Genomic DNA, 16,284 nt, shown 5'->3' on the forward strand with positions numbered 1-16,284 from the left:
AATGAGATAGTTTGATTATTCAGCAGTCGCGCCAGATTTCTTCACAATCGGACCCCACTTAGCAACCTCAGACTTAATGTATTCGCCTAATTGATTGGGTGTGCTGGTGATGATTTCAAATCCTTTGCCATTGATTTGGCCTTTGATTTCTGGATTATTCAGAACGCTAATGAGTTGAGAGTTGAGTTTGTCAACTACTGATTTTGGTGTATTTGCTGGTGCTACGATTGCATACACGAGCTCTACTTCAAATTTTGGTAAGTATTCTGAAATCGCTGGAATCTCAGGAGCGCTAGGGGAGCGTTTTAGGCTCGTAATGCCTAGAGGAATTAATTTTCCAGAGCGAACATAGGGGAGTGCAGCTGGAGTACCTACCAGCGCAGTCTCAATTTGACCGCCAAGCACATCTGTTAATGCCGGTGCAGCACCTTTGTAAGGCACGTGCAGAATATCAGTGCCTGCCTGAGTATTAAAGAGCTCGCCACCAAGGTGAAGCGGTGTGCCAGCTCCCGATGAACCAAAGCTCACCTTATTTGGGTTAGCTTTAGCGTAAGTAATCAATTCAGGAATAGTCTTGAAAGGTGCGGAAGGGTTTGCTACAAATAGTAAAGATGAAGAAGCGACTAGGCTTACTGGTGCAAAGTCTTTAATCAGGTTGTAATTTAACTTTTTGTATAAAGTTTCGTTAATCGCTTGTGTACCTACCATCATGAGAAAGAGGGTGTATCCATCTGGTTTGGCGTTAGCAACATATTCGGCTGCTAGGTTAGCGCCAGCACCTGGTTTGTTTTCAATAATGATGGGCTGACCAAGATTGTCACCCAGCTTAGGTGCAAAACCTCTTGCCAAAACATCTGAAGGACCGCCAGCAGCAAATGGAATGATCAATTTGATGGGTTGAGTAGGGTAGCTCTGTGCCTGTGAGCTTATGGCAAAGCTCATAGTGACCAGCGACAATGCTAAAAAGATTTTTCTCATGTAATGTTCTCCGTGTTCTTAATGTGTATTCTTATTCAATCTTGATTTAAATGCATTGTAAAAAATGAAAATTACTCAGGCGACAATCTTTCCGCTGTCAATACCGCTGATAGAGCCCATCAAAATGGCCAAAGAGCTGATTGTGGATGCCAAAACCGTATTAATTTGTTTAACGGATGATGAGGGGCGCCAAGGCTGGGGTGAGGCTTCTGTTGCACCACTCATGACTGGGGAGACTCTCGATAGTCTATTGGCTAGCGTCAAGTATCTGGTAGAAAGCGCCCGCGCTATCGACTGGAGTGACCCAGCGCTGTTCTCCACATCTTGTGATGCGATCCTGTATGGCAATCCATCTGCCAAGTCTTGTCTAGAGATGGCATTACTTGATCTATATACACAAAAGAAATCTATTTCTTTATGGAAATATTTGCACACATTAAATAGTGATGCTCTTACATCGGCGCCGGCCGATCTTCCATTGCTTCGGATGCTAGGCGGTTCGCTAGAAAAAGAGATGGCTGATGCCAAATCATTTCGCGAAGCTGGATTTAAGCATTGGAAAATTAAGATAGGCTCGCTATCACTTGAAGAAGACTTACATCGCGTAAAGCTACTCTCTGAGCTACTCGAAGGTGATGTTATCTCGGTAGATGCTAACGGTGCTATGTCCTTAGATAATGCAATTCGTTTTTGTGAATCCACGCAAGCAAGCAAATTATCTTTTGCAGAACAGCTCATCCATGCAGATTCTCCCTTGGCAGATTTTGTATTGCTCAAGCAGCGCTCGCCAATTCCAATTGGCCTAGATGAGTCTATCCATGGCTCTAATGAAATTGAGGAATTCAGGAAGGCGAATGCGCTTGATGGCGCAAGCCTCAAGTTAATTAAGACGGGCGGAGTATTAGAGGCATGGAAATGCGCGCAGCTCTTGCGAAGCAATAATCTCAAGCTCAATCTTGCCTGCAAAGTAGCCGAAACATCCTTATCAGGTGCTGCAACGGCAGCTGTTGGTTTTGCGATCGGTGAAGCGCCTTGGGGATTTAGCATGTCAAATCAATATCTACGTTTTGATATTTGCGATCAAGCATTAATAGCAAAGCATGGTCATCTTGATGTTCATCAACTGAACAGTACAGGAGTTGGAATTACTCCCAACCTGGATCGCGTTAAAGATACTGTAGCCCAAGCCTATTCCATCATTCAATATTAAGAACATCAAAAGCAGCTTTTAATCTCTTGGAGTAGGAGTCTGAAACGGTTTTAATTTCTTCTGGGGTCCACTTCCTAAAGCCTTCGCCTGCTTTCATGCCCGTTTTTCCATCGGCCATGAGTTGAACAACTTTAGGTGGCAAGGTGGTGATATTAGAAAGTGATGGGTAAATCTCTTTAGCGGCATTAGCCATGCCATCCCAACCTGAAATTTCTTTTTGTGTCATGGGTCCAACGGCAGCATAGCGGAAACCAAAGCTATATCTCACTGCATCATCAATATCTTCCGGTGTCGCGATACCCTCCTGAACTAGCGAGAGGGCCTCTCTCATTAATGCATGTTGAATACGATTGGCTAAAAATCCGGGGATATCTTTTTTGACCAAGACAGGCTTCTTGCCTATGGCCTTATAAAGCTCGCAAGCTTGCTCCGCAAATTGGATGGCAGTCTTTTGTCCCATGACGATTTCAACTAAAGGTACGACTTCTGCTGGCATGAAATAGTGAGCACCCATCATGCGCTTGGCAGTCTTGAGTCCCTCTGCAATTTTGCTGATGGGGAAGCCAGAGCTATTGCTACCAATCGGAATATTTTCTGGCACCACTTGATCAAGATATTGGAATATCTGTTGCTTGAGTTCTAAGTTCTCAGCCACGGTCTCAATCACCCAAGAAAAGTTGCCCCAATCTTGCCATTCCTCTAAGACTCCAACGAATTGCTGCTTCTTCATGTCAGCTTCATCTTTGGTGGCATTGTCTCCATCCACGCCAATTTTTTTTGCCAGAGCGATGGCTTTATCCAAGCAAGCATCAGCCTTGTCTTTTGATCTACCTAAAATAACCACTGGGATATTTTTGGCAATAAAGCCGGCTGCAATGCCAGCACCCATTATTCCGGTTCCGATAACAGCTACAGATTTCATAGTTTTAAACCTATACGGTTAAGTAATAAATGATTGCTGATCACTTCAGATCAATAAGTGCTTAAGGTTATCATTAATTATGGTTTAATAGTTCAATAATAAAACTTACTTGTCCGTATAACTTATCTAAGGAGCCTCCTTCATGACGATGCATAACCCCTTCCAGCCGGTTGAGAAGATCAAAACAGAAGTTTTTTCTACGATGCCTGAGAAATTCAGAAAGAAATCACGCACAGGTTGGTCCGATCCAAATCGTCAAGGCGCTGAAGTAGAGTGCTTTTTAGAGGGGCCCTCCTTTGATCGTGAAGGCAATTTATGGTTTGTCGATATTCCTTTCGGTCGCGTTTTCCGCATCGATACCAAGGGTGAATGGGAGCTTATTACTCAATACGACGGATGGCCTAATGGCTTGAAGTTTCATAAAGACGGACGCGCATTTATTTGCGACTACAAAGCAGGCTTGCTTGCACTTGATCCAAAGACTGGGAAAATCGAAACAATCTTGGGTTCGATGTACAGCGAAAACTTCAAAGGTTTAAATGATTTGCATTTTGCCTCCAATGGCGATTTATATTTCACTGATCAAGGGCAGACAGGTATTGCTGATCCAACAGGGCGCGTATTTAGATTGCGCGCCAATGGTCAATTAGATCGCTTAGCGCTCAACGTACCAAGTCCTAACGGCATCACTTTGAATACACAAGAAAAGCATGTATTCGTAGCTGCTACTAGGTCCCAGCAAATCTGGAGACTACCTTTGATGGCTGACGGCTCTGTGTCTAAAACAGGCGTGGCAGTTCAACTTACTGGCGGCGTAGCAGGTCCTGACGGGATTGAGATGGATTCAGAAAATGGCTTGTTGGTATGTCATCTTGGGATTGGTATCTGGAGATTTGATAACAATATGTTGCCAACTCACTTGATCTATTCTGAGAACCCACATCACCATCATTTGGCCAATATGTGTTTTGGTGGTGCGGATGGTAAAGATCTCTACATCACCGAGTCTTTATCTGGCGACATTCTGAAAGCACGCGTACCAGTTGCTGGTAAAAAAATGTTTGGGCTTTCTTAATTGGCTGAGCGATTACCGTTATATAAGTCTCTAGCAAATACGCTAGAGCAGCGTATTTATAACGGTGATTGGTCTGTGGGATCTGTCTTGCCTGCCGAGGCGGACCTCTGTCGCGATTTTCAATCCAGTCGGCACACCTTGCGGCATGCCCTGCAAATTCTGGAAACGAATGGCTTGATTTATCGTCATCAGGGCGCCCCTACTAAAGTGGTATCACGGCAGCGCTTACGGCGCTTTACACAAAGCTTTAATTCTCCAATCGATATCTTGAGTTATTCACGAGATACTTATCGTGAGAATCTAGTTGAAGAATATATCGAGCTCAATGAGCGCCTCAGTCAAATTGTTGGGGCGCCGCTGGGATCATCTTGGTACCACATTGGCGGGATTCGTAAACGTCAACAAGCCGAAGAAGTTATTGCTTGGACTGATATTTATATCTTGCCTCGGTTTGCCTCGCTGACAAAAGATCCCGAACATACTCAGGTGATGGTTTATGAGCAGATCGAGAAAAAGTATGGTGCTCGAATTGAGCGGGCTGAAGTCGATGTGTACGCCGCTTTGGCGCCACCTGAGGTTGCAGTAAAGCTCAACATCAAGCCTAACACCTCATGCTTGGTCATTATTCGTCGCTACTTCGACGATCAAGATAAGTTGTTTGAGGTAACAGTAACGCATCACCCAGAAAATAAGTATGTCTACAGCATGGAATTTAAAGCGAGCTCAGAGGTTTAGGTCACGATGAAATATTTAGCTATCGCTGACGCTGAAGCATTCATTTCAAAAGCACTGCAGTCGCAAAAAGTTCCTGCGGCTGATGCCGATACGATTGCAAATCTCATGGTGCAGTCTGATCTGGTTGGGGCTGATGGTCATGGCATTTTTCGTTTACCCGCTTATCTCAAAAGAATTCAGGCTGGGGGCGTGAATCTCAAGCCGAACATTTATATAGAGCGTGAGCAGGGTGCTACAGCGCTGATTAATGGTGATAACGCTTTAGGTCATTTAGTGATGGACAAAGCCGTTCAACTTGCCATTGAAAAGGTAAAGCAACATAGTGTCTGCTGGATTGGTAGTCATTACGGCAATCATTCAGGCGCCGCCTCAGTCTATGTTCGCAAGATAGCAGAGCAAGGCTATATTGGAATTTATATGGCAGTTGGTAATGCAAACCATATGGCGCCCTGGGGAGGAATTGACTTATTACTCTCTACTAACCCTATCGCTATTGCAGTGCCAGCGGGTGATGGCCCTATGGTACTGCTGGATATTGCGACGACTGTAGCGGCTTATGGCAAGGTGAAAGTCGCGGCACAAAAAGGCGAGACTATTCCGGATGATTGGATGATTGACCGTCAAGGTAAGCCCATTACAGATCCTAAAAAATCGGCTGAGGGTTCACTATTGCCCATTGGTGGCTATAAGGGCTATGGCTTAGCAGTGATGATTGGCTTGCTTGCGGGCGCCCTGAATAATGCGGCAGTTGGTAAAGGTACGATTGATTTCAATGCACATCACGACTTAGTAACCAACACTGGGCAAACGATTATTGCAGTTGATCCAAGCGCTTTTGGAGATCAGGAAGCTTTTATTGGTAGAGTGATTGCATTGGTAGAGGACTTAAAAAATTCTGCCACACTACCTGGTGTTAAAGCAGTTCGTGTTCCAGGTGAAGGCTCAGCCAAGACTATGGCCGAGAGAAATCGAATGGGTATCCCGGTTTCCCCGGAGCTGCTCGATGCATTAAACACTTGCGCTCAGGAGTGCGGTATTACAGCTTTAGATTTATAACATGACTGGAGGAGACAATATGTTCAAAAAATTTATTAAAAACATAGTAATCAGTGCAGCAGTGATACCAGCAGTTGTTCCAGTCCTGATGGGTTCAGCGTTTGCTGCTTACCCAGATAAACCGATCAAGATGATGATCGGCTATGCTCCCGGAAGCTCTACTGACATTGTTGGCAGGATGATTGCCAATGATCTCAGTCTTGCTTTAAAGCAGCCCATCATTGTAGAAAATCGTGGCGGGGCTGCTGGTAGCTTAGCTGCAGACGCAGTTGCAAAAAGTAGCTCAGATGGCTACACCATTTTATTTGCGCAAAATGGTTTAGCAATTAATGTAGCAGCCAATCCAAAGCTACCATTTAATGGACAAAAAGATTTACTTCCAGTGGTCGGTGTTGCAGCGACTCCTCATATTTTGATCGTCAATAACAATTCTCCAGCTAAGACAGTGGCCGATTTAATTGGGATGCTCAAAGCCGATCCCGGTAAGTTAAGTTTTGGTTCTTCTGGAATCGGTAATTCAGATCATATGGCAGGCGAATTATTTTTAGCTACTACTGGATTGCAAGCGATTCATATTCCGTACAAAGGTGGGTCACCTGCCGCAACTGATTTAGTTGGTGGTCAAATTGATTTTTACTTTGCTGGCATGCCAGTTGGTCTACCTCTATATAAGGGCGATAAGGTCAAGGCCTTGGCAGTGACTAGTAAGAATCGCTTTAGTGGCGCTCCAGAATTGGTTACTATTCAAGAGGCGGGTGTGAAGGGTTATGAAATGGCTTTGTGGCAGGGTATGTTTGTGCCAGCTGGCACGTCACCAGCCATTATTAAAGAGCTGAACAATTCTGTTTTGAAGATTTTAGAAACACCTGAAATGAAAGATCGCTTTCAAAAGGCCGGTGTACAAATTTCGCCAATGAATACACAGCAATTTTCAGACCTTTATTTCTCCGATATTGCTCGGTGGAAAGTCGTCATAGAGAAAGCCAAGATCAAGCTAGATTAGCTCTTCATTTCTCTAAACATCATTAAGCGCTGAGGTCGAATACTAAGACTTCAGCGCTTTTTCCATGAGAGATAGCCAATTGATTTTCATCCTGAATCATGAGGGCGTCTCCACCATGCAACACTTGACCGTTCACCTGCAGTGAGCCACGAATCAGGTGAACGTAGGCTTTGCGGCTCGGGTCCAATGTAAGCGAAGTGGATTGATCGTCATTAAATAGGCCCGCGTACATCTTCGCATCCGCAGAAATCGATACCGAGCCATCTTGAGCATCTGGTGATGCGACCAAGCGGAGAGTGCCTTCTTTGCTTGCTGGTGGAATGGTCTTCTGCTCATAGCCAGGTGCAATTTCTAAAACATTAGGCTCAATCCAGATTTGTAGGAAATGAGTCGTTTGATCTTTTGCGTGATTAAACTCGCTATGGGTGACACCGCTACCTGCGCTCATGCGTTGGATATCTCCCGGAGGAATACCTTTGACGTTTCCCATACTGTCTTGATGTGCCAATTCACCGGATAGTACATAGCTGATGATTTCCATATTGCGATGACCGTGCTTACCAAAGCCCATTCCTGGCGCAACGCGGTCTTCATTAATGACTCTGAGATTCCCCCAACCCATAAACTTCGGGTCCTGGTATCCCGCAAAGGAAAATGAGTGGAAGCTTTTGAGCCAGCCATGATCTGCATAGCCCCTATCTTCAGATTTTCTGAGAAATAACATGTTGACCGCCGTTTATTTTGATGAAATTGGGATAAGGACATTATCATTAGCTTTTAGAATATTTGCTGATCGGTAGCGTATGGCAAGCTTTAAAGACAATACTAAGGAAACCTTTTTAGGTCTCATTGAGAGCGCTCAGGAATGGTGGGCAGACTTTACTCAATTCTTGCAAGAGACTTGGCCGCTTTTGATATTGCTCCTAGCTATTCTCATGGGTATCTGGTGGTACGCAGATCCACCTCCACCTCGCCATGTATTAATGGCAACCGGATCTCCCGGTAGTTCTAATGAGCTTTTAGGCAAACGTTACGCTGAATTTTTTGCTAAAAAAGGAATTACTCTAGAGCTAGTGGCTACCAATGGCGCACAGGAAAATATTGATCGCTTAGCAGACCGTAAAGATGATCTCCAAGCTGCTTTTGTTCAGGCAGGCGTTGTCCATACATCAGGAGTGACTGGTGTCGAGTCCTTAGGCGTCATTGCTTATGACCCTGTTTGGTTTTTCTATCGGGGCTCAGAACTGAAGGAGAAAGATTTTCAAGGTTTTGATAGCAAGTTTCAGTATTTCTTAAGCAAAAAAATCTCCATTGGCATAGAGGGTAGCGGTACTTACGCACAGGCCACGAAAATTCTCAAACTTTCAGGCTATGAGCCAGGACCCAGTTTTCTAAAACTTCCACCAGATCAGGCTATTCAGGCAATTCAAAAAGGAGAGATTGATGGAGTTTTTATTGTAGATACCTATTACTCTCCAAATGTACAAGCCTTATTGAATGATCCTAATTTACAAATTGGTACGTTTAGAAGGGCGGAGGCCTATGTCAAACTGATTCCATATCTGCGCATACTGAATGTACCCGAAGGTGCATTTGATTTAAAACGTAATTTCCCCAGTAGTGATATGAAACTTCTTGCCACTACTACCAATCTGCTGATTGATGATCGCATGCATCCGGCAATACAATTTTTATTTCTAGAAGCCGCAAAAGAAATTAATGGCAAGGCATCTTTTTTTGCTGCTAGAGGTGAGTTCCCCTCATTTAAAAATACGATGCTTCCAGAAAGCTCAGTTGCGATTCATTACGAAAAGAATAGCTATCCATTTTTAGTGGCCTATTTACCATTCTGGCTTGCAGAATTAGTCAATCGACTGGTTTTTATTTTGCTGCCATTCCTGGTGATTTCTTATCCCTTGTTGCAAGCACTGCCTGGCTATAGAACAAGACGGATGCAAAACAAAATTAATCGCTTGTATTCGGACTTAAAAGGTTTTGAGCAAGAGTTGTTGACTAATTTTGATTTAAGTCTTCGGGATGAGTACCTGAAAAGATTAGACGTCCTCGAATATCAAGCGCTCACCATTCAGGTTTCTAGGCGTCTAGCAAGCGATTGCTATGCTTTGCGCACTAGCATTGACTATGTGCGTAACTGTCTCAATCGAGGGGTTCAACCTTATCAGATTAACGAGACATCAGTCGCACTTGCAACACAAGTAATTAATAAGATGGAGCCACCTGTATAACTTATTCACTTTCCCCGGATCTGCTGGGGAATTTAAAGGAAGCGTAACGCACAATCGCATTTGCGATGGCCAAGATGAGAATAGTTAACCCCATGAGAAGAATTGCCATATCTGCTTCATGCTTGGTGTTGACTAAATCAATAATGAGGCGAGTGACCGCAGTAATGGCAACATAGATCAAGAAGCGCACGGGCATATGGTTGGTCTTGAAATAAATACCAACCATCGCGCCAATTTCTAAGTAGATAAATAGAAGTAGCAAGTCTTCAATCGATGCAACCCCTTTACCTACCATTCCCATGAAGGCGACTGCTGCAGACCAAACAGTAGCAGCACCAATGCCAAACAAGGCAATGCGATGAAAGAGCGAGACAAATAGATTGCCAATAGGCACTGTCCATTTTTCTACGATAGCCTCAATCTTGTTCGCGTCTTTTGGGGAAGTCGGGGTCATATTTATAAGGCCTCTATCGTTTTATCAATGAGTTTCTGTGTATTTCTCAAATGGGCAAAATTAACCAAGGGTGTCAGCCCAGATATTGTGAGCCCAGCCCCAGGCATAAACACCTTCTAGGGTGGTTGGGCCAGGTGAGACTCCTCCAGAACCAGGGACTGGCTTAAAGGTCTTTTCAGCGGTGATGTATTGATGAACGCTCGCTACGTGTACCACTTCTTTGGCATTGACAAAGCTGTAGCAAGTATTGGTCAACACAGGGGCGGGATTCATTTCCCAGCCGCTGAGTTCGGCCACAATGGCTGCGGCTGCAACTTTAGCGTGCTGGTTAGCCATGTGTCCGGATTTAGGCATAGCAAAGGCCACTTGAATCGAATCGCCCAATACGTGGATATCTTTTTGAGCAGTCGATTCAAAATTGATGAAGTTCACATTCACCCAGCGTCCATTCGAATTCGCAAGTCCAGTTTTGACAGCGATGTCACCAGCGCTCATGGCTGGCAATAAGTTCAAAACATCCGCTTTGAGATCATCTTGTATTTCAAACTTAATCGTTTTAGTTTTAGCATCTACAGCAGTCACATTATGTTTTGGCAGATACTCGATCATGCCGGCGTATTGTTCAGCCCATACCTTCTTAAATAAGGCACCCTTAGAAGTGACATCTTGATTAGCGTCGAGGATGAGCACCTTTGACTTTGGCTTGTTCTGTTTGAAGTAGCTCGCTACTTGGCAGGCGCGTTCATAAGGACCAGGAGGGCAACGATAAGGGGCTTCTGGAATGCTCAGGGCATAAGTCCCACCATCGCGCATGGAGGCGAGTTGTTTATGGAGTGCAACAGTCTCAGCTCCAGCCTTCCATGCTTGGAGGGTGACGCCCGCTTTGTTGGCTTGCGCAAGCCCTTCAATGCTATTCATCATTAAGGAAACACCGGGCGAAACAATGACTTTGTCATAAGGAAGTGTTTTTCCGGATACAAGCTTCGCAGTCTTCTTATCTGGGTCGATACTCGCCACGCTGTCCTGAATAATCTTGATGCCATGACGTTTGCTCAAATTGTCATATGGACTAGTAAGCTCTGCTAGCTTACGTGAGCCGCCAATCACTAAATTCGAGAGTGGGCAAGAAACAAACGAAGCATTGGGCTCAATTAAGGTTACCTTAGCGGTGTTGTTTGAAAAGAGGCGCAGATACTTAGCGGCGGTAGCACCACCATAGCCGCCACCAATAACGAGGATTTCTGCTTTTTGTAAGTTTGCGCGTGCTTGACCAGAGAAGCCAGCAAGTAATCCCAGTGTTGCTGCACTGTGGCCAATAAAGTGACGACGATCCATGATGTGCTCCTATTATTTCTTGCCGAGTTGAATGGCGATGATTTCGAGTTGCTCGTCAGAGTAGCCTTTGGCTAACTGCGGCATGATGGTGCCTTCACGCGCTCCAGATTTAAATGCCTTGAGTTGGGTCAGCATTTGCTCGCTGCTCAATTGATTGATGAGTGGCATGCCACCATCAACCACACCCTTACCATCAGTTCCATGGCAGTTAGCGCAAGTCGCAGCTAATCCACGGTGATATAACTTAGTAGCGTCGGCACTTTGTGCATGGCTGATACCAGTCAATGCATAAAAGTGAACAAGGGCGCCCATCAATAGGGCAGACTTTATTTGTTTCGCTTGCATAGGAAGCAATCTCCGTTCTGATGAATATGCGCCAAAAGTAAGCGGTCGCATAAAAGTTTCTAGCCCTATCTTAAACAAGAAATCCCTGATTAGGGGTATATGACTCATAGGGATTTTTCATAAGCTCATTCAATAAAGTGTATATGTCAGCTTTTCATTGGCAAGGGGCTTAAGCCTATAAACTATAGGTATGCGTGGTTCCTTTCCCCTTCGATATGCACTCCTTACCCTCGTTTTAGTGGTAATTACCTATCTTTATGGCTTGGACAGTCGCTTTGCCCCTAAAAATGGGGACGAGTATCCCTATATGCATATTGTTCGGATGACAGCTGATACTGGTCATTGGTTGCCACTCCAATCTCAAATGGACGGGATTAAAAATACCAAGCCCCCATTGATTTTTTGGCAAGGCATTGTGAGTACCAGTTGGGCAAGTCAATGGAGTCTCGAAAACTTACGTTTGCCTAGCGTTCTCTATACAGGGCTCACTGCTTTTTTTCTCTTTTTAGCAGTACGTCGATTTACCGGTAATACCCAAACTGGATTCTTGGCAGCCTTCGTTTGGTTATCTTTTTTTGCAACTTATCGTTATGGGCGCCCATTTCTCACGGACTCTCCAGAAGTGCTGTGGCTAAGCTTGCCATTCTTGGCGCTTTTATATTGGGGGAAGAGCGCCTTTGAGTCCAAACTCTTATTCCCACTATTGGCAGGCCTGAGTTTTGGTTTAGCACTCTTTGCAAAATCATTTGCGTATATTGTTCCTGCTTCCTTAGCGCTCGGCTTGTATTACTGGTACTGGCGAAAATGGAATATTTCTCAAACACTCATTCGAGATCTCTATAAATTAATCCTCATTGGCCTGTTGGCCTTGGGCGTTTTCGGTTTATGGTTTGCTCTTGATCCTCAGCCAGATGCAGTTTGGAAAGAATTTGTGCTGGGTGAGAATGCCGGTAAGTTTGCCGCACGTAGCTCTAACTACTTGCTAGATTTGGTTCGCGGTGGCGATAGCATCTGGATGTTAATCGTCACGACGATCGCTAATGCTGGCTTATTTACATTTGTACTTCTATCTACATTAATTCAATGTTGGCGTGAACGTCGTCTTTTGTCGACAGAAGAAATTTTATTGTTCTTGCTAATTGCTACATTCTTGCTGGTGTTCAGCTTACCAAGTCAACGCTCTGGTCGTTATCTCTTGCCCGTGATGCCTGCTTTTGCAGTACTGATTGCTTTGCGCTGGGAACATTTGCCTTTATGGGGCTTTCGCATTAGCTTGGTATTGCAGGGTATGGTGCTAGCGACTTTGTTCTGGCTTGGGTTCCATTTACAAGGCTCTCACTTTGCTGGTAGTTCAGAGTCGTGGATGTATCATCCGCTGCACTGGCTATTGATGGGCACCTCTTTCATCATTGTTTTACTTGGCCTGATCAAGAGAGGTCAATGTAAGACTTTGGCACTCATCGGATGCTTTTTCATTTACTGTGCACTTACGAGTAGTCTTAGTCCATTAGAGGGGCATTTGGGTCGCTTTTCTGCAGCGACGATTGCACAAGTCAATGGTAAAGATGTTTGGATTCCCTGTGACTATCGGGCAAAGGATGAGGAATATCGCTTGCTATTACCGGGTGCTCAATTGCATGGTTATCTTGCGAAAGAGGCAGGTAATGTTGAGGGTCTTATCAAAACCTATCCTTTAGTTGTGGTGCAGTCTCCATTGGGCCTTGCGCCTAGCATTTGTAGCTCATGTCAGATCATTGGCCAAAGAATGGAAATGAGGGCGCGTCACTCTGATGAAGAGATTAAAGCCATGTTACTTGGCAAGGTTGGCGAACATCTTTTTGTTACTGAGTACTTAATAGCAACCCCGGTCTCTAATGCAGAGTTGTTGAATGTAAAGGATGTTTGTAGATGAGTCGTGTGATCGCCCTTTGTTTTTTGTTGCTAGCTGCTGTCATTGGATTTCTCCATATTGATAGTCGCCCTGCTTGGGCGCCATTTTCAGGAAATGAAGTGATTGCACAAGAAGCAGATGAAACAAATCAAGCGCAGCCAGAAGGTAAAGTAACCGCCAAGACAAAAGTACCTTCACAACCTTCTATCGCTAGCCCGCGTACTGATTGGCTGCCCGATACCGGTGCACCGTCTGTGCATGCTGCTTCACTGATTGCATTAAAAGATGGTGCTATCAGAGCGTTTTGGTTTGCAGGTAGCCGCGAAGGCGCTCCTGATGTGGTGATTAATACAGCCGTATTCGATCCCAAAACAAACGCTTGGGCGGCGCCTACAGTGGTGATCGATCGAGTGGGTGCCGAAAAAGGCTTATCACGCTATATCGCCAAATTAGGCAACCCCGTTCCTGCGCGTTTGCCAGATGGCCGCTTGCAATTATTTTTTGTGACGGTCTCGATTGGGGGCTGGGCTGGAAGTTCAATCTCTACCATGTTGTCGGATGATGATGGTTTGACTTGGGGTCGTCCTCAACGTTTAATCACTTCTCCATTCATTAATCTAAGCACCTTAGTGAAGTCGCCTGCAGTGCAAATGACCGATGGACGCTTGGGACTGCCGGCTTATCATGAATGGATCGGCCGCTTTGGTGAGTTTTTGAGGTTAGATACAACTCAAGTCATTGATAAGCGGCGTATGAGTTCGGGTCGTAGCGCAATTCAGCCGGCTGTGTTTGTGAATGAAGCCCAAGATGCTACTGCATATTTCAGACAAACTAGAAGCGCTGGGCAAGCAAAGCGCATTCCGGTGAGTCTCACGCGAAATGCGGGCCAATCATGGCAATCTGCTACCGATCTGGAAATTGAGAATCCTAATTCTGCGGTAGCCGGATTAACTCTGAAGAACGGCGCCCATCTATTAGTGCTGAATAATATTGAGGCAGGGCGCTATCGCTTGGTATTGATGATGAGCAATCCCAAGTCGGGACAATGGCAAGTTGTTGAGGTGCTAGAAAATGATGAAGCGTTACCAGACCAAGAGCGCAAAGAGTTTTCTTATCCCTACCTAATTAGCGCCAGTGGTAGCGATGCGCACTTAGTCTATACCTGGGACCGTAAAAAGATTCGGCATCTGTATTTCTCCAGCGCATGGCTTGAGCGTGCTTATAGTCAGTTGCAGGTGCAGAGCAATGCGGGATCGAGTATCGAAGTGAAGGAGGCACAATAATGAATGATCTGATACAAACCTTTGCTTTGATAGAGATGTCTATCACTTGCTCTTTAGTCCTCATGTTAGGAATTCAAAAGTTCTCTCAACTGAAATTTCCATTAGCAGCAAAACTCCTCTTGTTATTCGTACTGACCAACCTCTTTTTTTGGCGACTAGGGATGTTTATGGAGCTTCCATTAGCGGCTTATGTGCGTGGGGTGGTCGGTGATTTAAGTATCGTGAGCACTTTGCTGTTATGGAGCACCTTGCTGCCTAGTCATAAGGGTGCGCCCCTAGCATTTAAGTGGAGTATTGCCATCATTGCACTCTGTTTTTATCCTTTTGCATTAGGTCTGAGCATGATTGATCCTTATGCATGGGGTTACGGCTCGAATATTTTCTTGCTTGCCGTACTTCTATCGGCTGTCATTTGTGCGCTTGCCAATTGGACTAAGGGAACTTGGATCATTGGCCTAGCTATCATTGCTTGGGTCATTCATTGGCATGAGTCTGCTAATCTTTGGGATTACCTATTGGATCCACTCTTGGTAATCTGGTCAATCTTTGCGCTAGTGAGTTTGTTTCTTCAAAAGCGCAAAGAGAAGTTCCGCTCTGGTTATTTATTTAGACCGGGTTGAGATCAAAAATAAAGCCAGCGTGTAGCTGGCTTTATTCATAGACAGAGTGAACTGCTTAGTCTGCGTAAGCTCCAGCCTTACGAATCACAGGACCCCATTTATTGATTTCAGCATCGAGATGATCTTGCAATCCTTTTGGAGTTCTCTTTGCTGGTGAAACGATTTCAATGTTGGACTCCGCTAAGCGGGCTTTGACTTCTGGATCGTTCAGAGCAACGTTCAGTGCCTTGTTAATCTTATTAACAACCGCAGGAGGCGTGCCCTTGGAGACATACATACCATGCCAAACTTTTACTTCGAACCCTTTAAGGCCCTGTTCATCCAAAGTAGGGATGTTCGACAGAGCTGGCAGACGCTTTGGTGTTGTCACACCATAAGCTTTAACCAAGCCATCTTTAATGTAAGGAACAGTCTGTGTAGTCTGATCACAAAGGAGGTCTACTTGCCCACCCAGTAAATCTGTTAGAGCAGGACCAGTTCCCTTGTAAGGTACGGTGGTTAATTCAACACCTTCACGTGACATGAATAAGAGGCCGCATAACTGAGACACTGCACCAGGACCGGCATTTGCCAAAGTGACTTTATCTTTATTAGCCTTAATGTAAGCCTCTAACTCTTTAAAGTTATTCGGTGGGAAATTCTTACGACCTAAGAGCACCATGGGTACATCTACTACTTGGCCGATGTATTCAAAATCCTTCATTGGATCAAAGTTTAATTTTTTGTACAAAGCTGGTGCGGTTGCCATACCCATGTGGTGAATAAACACGGTGTAACCATCTGGAGCAGAACGTGCCACCCGGGTTGCAGCAATCGTGCCGCCAGCACCAACGGTATTTTCAACAATGACCGTTTGTCCCAATTCTTTGCCCATTGGTACGGCAATCAGACGCGCAACGGCGTCAGTTGGACCACCAGCAGAAAAGGGTACAACAAGCGTAATCGGTTTATTTGGGTAAACATCTGCACTCAATGCATTGCCAGCGAGTAGTGCTGAAGCAGCCATTGCGCAGAAACCAGTGAAAAGTGATTTACGTAATTTCATAGTTAGTCTCTAGTGTTAGTGATTAAAACGTTGGGGTGCAGATTTGTTAAAAGCTATTTTGCCAGTTTTTTTGATAAAAATGAGTT

16 protein-coding genes are annotated in these 16,284 nt (G+C 44.8%); 9 read left to right on the plus strand and 7 right to left on the minus strand.

Going from position 1 to position 16,284, the window contains the following annotated elements; translation table 11 throughout:
• Window positions 1-15: 15 nt before the first annotated feature.
• Window positions 16-978: a tripartite tricarboxylate transporter substrate binding protein gene (locus AOC29_RS03650; protein WP_215296681.1), complete on the minus strand. Its 963-nt coding sequence runs from the start codon at window positions 976-978 to the stop codon at window positions 16-18.
• A gap of 64 nt (window positions 979-1,042) precedes the next feature.
• Between AOC29_RS03650 and AOC29_RS03655 the strand changes: the two genes are divergently transcribed.
• The gene (locus AOC29_RS03655) at window positions 1,043-2,188 is read left to right on the plus strand and encodes a mandelate racemase/muconate lactonizing enzyme family protein (RefSeq protein ID WP_215296682.1); all 1,146 of its coding nucleotides are present in this window, start codon (window positions 1,043-1,045) and stop codon (window positions 2,186-2,188) included.
• On the opposite strand, the gene AOC29_RS03660 is transcribed toward AOC29_RS03655, so the two are convergent.
• Complete coding sequence (locus tag AOC29_RS03660) at window positions 2,175-3,110, minus strand: 3-hydroxyacyl-CoA dehydrogenase family protein (RefSeq protein WP_215296683.1); 936 nt, start codon at window positions 3,108-3,110, stop codon at window positions 2,175-2,177. The genes AOC29_RS03655 and AOC29_RS03660 overlap by 14 nt on opposite strands.
• Before the next feature lie 142 nt (window positions 3,111-3,252).
• On the opposite strand from AOC29_RS03660, the gene AOC29_RS03665 reads away from it, so the two are divergent.
• The 4 genes from AOC29_RS03665 to AOC29_RS03680 are packed head-to-tail and all read left to right on the plus strand — an operon-like array spanning window position 3,253 to window position 6,979.
• Complete coding sequence (locus tag AOC29_RS03665; RefSeq protein ID WP_251370061.1) at window positions 3,253-4,185, plus strand: SMP-30/gluconolactonase/LRE family protein; 933 nt, start codon at window positions 3,253-3,255, stop codon at window positions 4,183-4,185.
• The gene (locus AOC29_RS03670) at window positions 4,186-4,920 is read left to right on the plus strand and encodes a GntR family transcriptional regulator (protein WP_215296684.1); all 735 of its coding nucleotides are present in this window, start codon (window positions 4,186-4,188) and stop codon (window positions 4,918-4,920) included.
• Between the two features lie 6 nt (window positions 4,921-4,926).
• A complete protein-coding gene (locus tag AOC29_RS03675; RefSeq protein WP_215296685.1) occupies window positions 4,927-5,976 on the plus strand; it encodes an Ldh family oxidoreductase in 1,050 nt (349 codons plus the stop codon).
• Between the two features lie 19 nt (window positions 5,977-5,995).
• A complete protein-coding gene (locus AOC29_RS03680) occupies window positions 5,996-6,979 on the plus strand; it encodes a tripartite tricarboxylate transporter substrate binding protein (RefSeq protein WP_215296686.1) in 984 nt (327 codons plus the stop codon).
• A gap of 22 nt (window positions 6,980-7,001) precedes the next feature.
• On the opposite strand, the gene AOC29_RS03685 is transcribed toward AOC29_RS03680, so the two are convergent.
• Complete coding sequence (locus AOC29_RS03685) at window positions 7,002-7,703, minus strand: pirin family protein (RefSeq protein WP_215296687.1); 702 nt, start codon at window positions 7,701-7,703, stop codon at window positions 7,002-7,004.
• Window positions 7,704-7,782: 79 nt separating this feature from the next.
• Here AOC29_RS03685 and AOC29_RS03690 point away from each other — a divergent pair, with 79 nt between their 5' ends.
• Complete coding sequence (locus AOC29_RS03690) at window positions 7,783-9,225, plus strand: TAXI family TRAP transporter solute-binding subunit (RefSeq protein WP_215296688.1); 1,443 nt, start codon at window positions 7,783-7,785, stop codon at window positions 9,223-9,225.
• A 1-nt stretch (window position 9,226) separates the two neighbouring features.
• Here the strand turns inward: AOC29_RS03690 and AOC29_RS03695 are convergent, their stop codons facing one another.
• From AOC29_RS03695 to AOC29_RS03705, 3 genes are read right to left on the minus strand one after another with little or no spacing between them, the layout of a single operon-like run.
• Window positions 9,227-9,679, minus strand: a complete 453-nt coding sequence (locus tag AOC29_RS03695) for a phosphate-starvation-inducible protein PsiE (RefSeq protein WP_216860801.1) — start codon at window positions 9,677-9,679, stop codon at window positions 9,227-9,229.
• 60 nt (window positions 9,680-9,739) lie between these two features.
• Window positions 9,740-11,014, minus strand: a complete 1,275-nt coding sequence (locus AOC29_RS03700) for an NAD(P)/FAD-dependent oxidoreductase (protein ID WP_215296689.1) — start codon at window positions 11,012-11,014, stop codon at window positions 9,740-9,742.
• A 12-nt stretch (window positions 11,015-11,026) separates the two neighbouring features.
• Complete coding sequence (locus tag AOC29_RS03705) at window positions 11,027-11,359, minus strand: c-type cytochrome (RefSeq protein WP_215296690.1); 333 nt, start codon at window positions 11,357-11,359, stop codon at window positions 11,027-11,029.
• Window positions 11,360-11,549: 190 nt separating this feature from the next.
• On the opposite strand from AOC29_RS03705, the gene AOC29_RS03710 reads away from it, so the two are divergent.
• From AOC29_RS03710 to AOC29_RS03720, 3 genes are read left to right on the plus strand one after another with little or no spacing between them, the layout of a single operon-like run.
• On the plus strand, window positions 11,550-13,271 hold the full coding sequence (locus AOC29_RS03710) for a glycosyltransferase family 39 protein (RefSeq protein WP_215296691.1): 1,722 nt from the start codon (window positions 11,550-11,552) through the stop codon (window positions 13,269-13,271).
• The gene (locus AOC29_RS03715; RefSeq protein ID WP_215296692.1) at window positions 13,268-14,533 is read left to right on the plus strand and encodes an exo-alpha-sialidase; all 1,266 of its coding nucleotides are present in this window, start codon (window positions 13,268-13,270) and stop codon (window positions 14,531-14,533) included. Before AOC29_RS03710 ends, AOC29_RS03715 begins: the two co-directional genes overlap by 4 nt.
• Window positions 14,533-15,153 (plus strand): hypothetical protein, encoded by a 621-nt coding sequence (locus tag AOC29_RS03720; protein ID WP_215296693.1) that lies wholly within the window; start codon window positions 14,533-14,535, stop codon window positions 15,151-15,153. The genes AOC29_RS03715 and AOC29_RS03720 overlap by 1 nt, the downstream gene beginning before the upstream one ends.
• 55 nt (window positions 15,154-15,208) lie before the next feature.
• On the opposite strand, the gene AOC29_RS03725 is transcribed toward AOC29_RS03720, so the two are convergent.
• The gene (locus AOC29_RS03725) at window positions 15,209-16,198 is read right to left on the minus strand and encodes a tripartite tricarboxylate transporter substrate binding protein BugD (protein ID WP_215296694.1); all 990 of its coding nucleotides are present in this window, start codon (window positions 16,196-16,198) and stop codon (window positions 15,209-15,211) included.
• Between the last annotated feature and the right edge of the window lie 86 nt (window positions 16,199-16,284).

The organism is Polynucleobacter sp. JS-JIR-5-A7 (genome assembly GCF_018687935.1).
Lineage (GTDB): Bacteria > Pseudomonadota > Gammaproteobacteria > Burkholderiales > Burkholderiaceae > Polynucleobacter.

What these genes read in the sequence shown, in the direction of transcription:
- AOC29_RS03680 (WP_215296686.1), top strand. Translation starts at nt 5,996, where the DNA reads ATGTTCAAAAAATTTATTAAAAACATAGTAATCAGTGCAGCAGTGATA.
- AOC29_RS03700 (WP_215296689.1), bottom strand. Translation starts at nt 11,014, where the DNA reads ATGGATCGTCGTCACTTTATTGGCCACAGTGCAGCAACACTGGGATTA.
- AOC29_RS03685 (WP_215296687.1), bottom strand. Translation starts at nt 7,703, where the DNA reads ATGTTATTTCTCAGAAAATCTGAAGATAGGGGCTATGCAGATCATGGC.
- AOC29_RS03705 (WP_215296690.1), bottom strand. Translation starts at nt 11,359, where the DNA reads ATGCAAGCGAAACAAATAAAGTCTGCCCTATTGATGGGCGCCCTTGTT.
- AOC29_RS03650 (WP_215296681.1), bottom strand. Translation starts at nt 978, where the DNA reads ATGAGAAAAATCTTTTTAGCATTGTCGCTGGTCACTATGAGCTTTGCC.
- AOC29_RS03715 (WP_215296692.1), top strand. Translation starts at nt 13,268, where the DNA reads ATGAGTCGTGTGATCGCCCTTTGTTTTTTGTTGCTAGCTGCTGTCATT.
- AOC29_RS03675 (WP_215296685.1), top strand. Translation starts at nt 4,927, where the DNA reads ATGAAATATTTAGCTATCGCTGACGCTGAAGCATTCATTTCAAAAGCA.
- AOC29_RS03690 (WP_215296688.1), top strand. Translation starts at nt 7,783, where the DNA reads ATGGCAAGCTTTAAAGACAATACTAAGGAAACCTTTTTAGGTCTCATT.
- AOC29_RS03720 (WP_215296693.1), top strand. Translation starts at nt 14,533, where the DNA reads ATGAATGATCTGATACAAACCTTTGCTTTGATAGAGATGTCTATCACT.
- AOC29_RS03665 (WP_251370061.1), top strand. Translation starts at nt 3,253, where the DNA reads ATGACGATGCATAACCCCTTCCAGCCGGTTGAGAAGATCAAAACAGAA.
- AOC29_RS03655 (WP_215296682.1), top strand. Translation starts at nt 1,043, where the DNA reads ATGAAAATTACTCAGGCGACAATCTTTCCGCTGTCAATACCGCTGATA.
- AOC29_RS03695 (WP_216860801.1), bottom strand. Translation starts at nt 9,679, where the DNA reads ATGACCCCGACTTCCCCAAAAGACGCGAACAAGATTGAGGCTATCGTA.
- AOC29_RS03710 (WP_215296691.1), top strand. Translation starts at nt 11,550, where the DNA reads ATGCGTGGTTCCTTTCCCCTTCGATATGCACTCCTTACCCTCGTTTTA.
- AOC29_RS03660 (WP_215296683.1), bottom strand. Translation starts at nt 3,110, where the DNA reads ATGAAATCTGTAGCTGTTATCGGAACCGGAATAATGGGTGCTGGCATT.
- AOC29_RS03725 (WP_215296694.1), bottom strand. Translation starts at nt 16,198, where the DNA reads ATGAAATTACGTAAATCACTTTTCACTGGTTTCTGCGCAATGGCTGCT.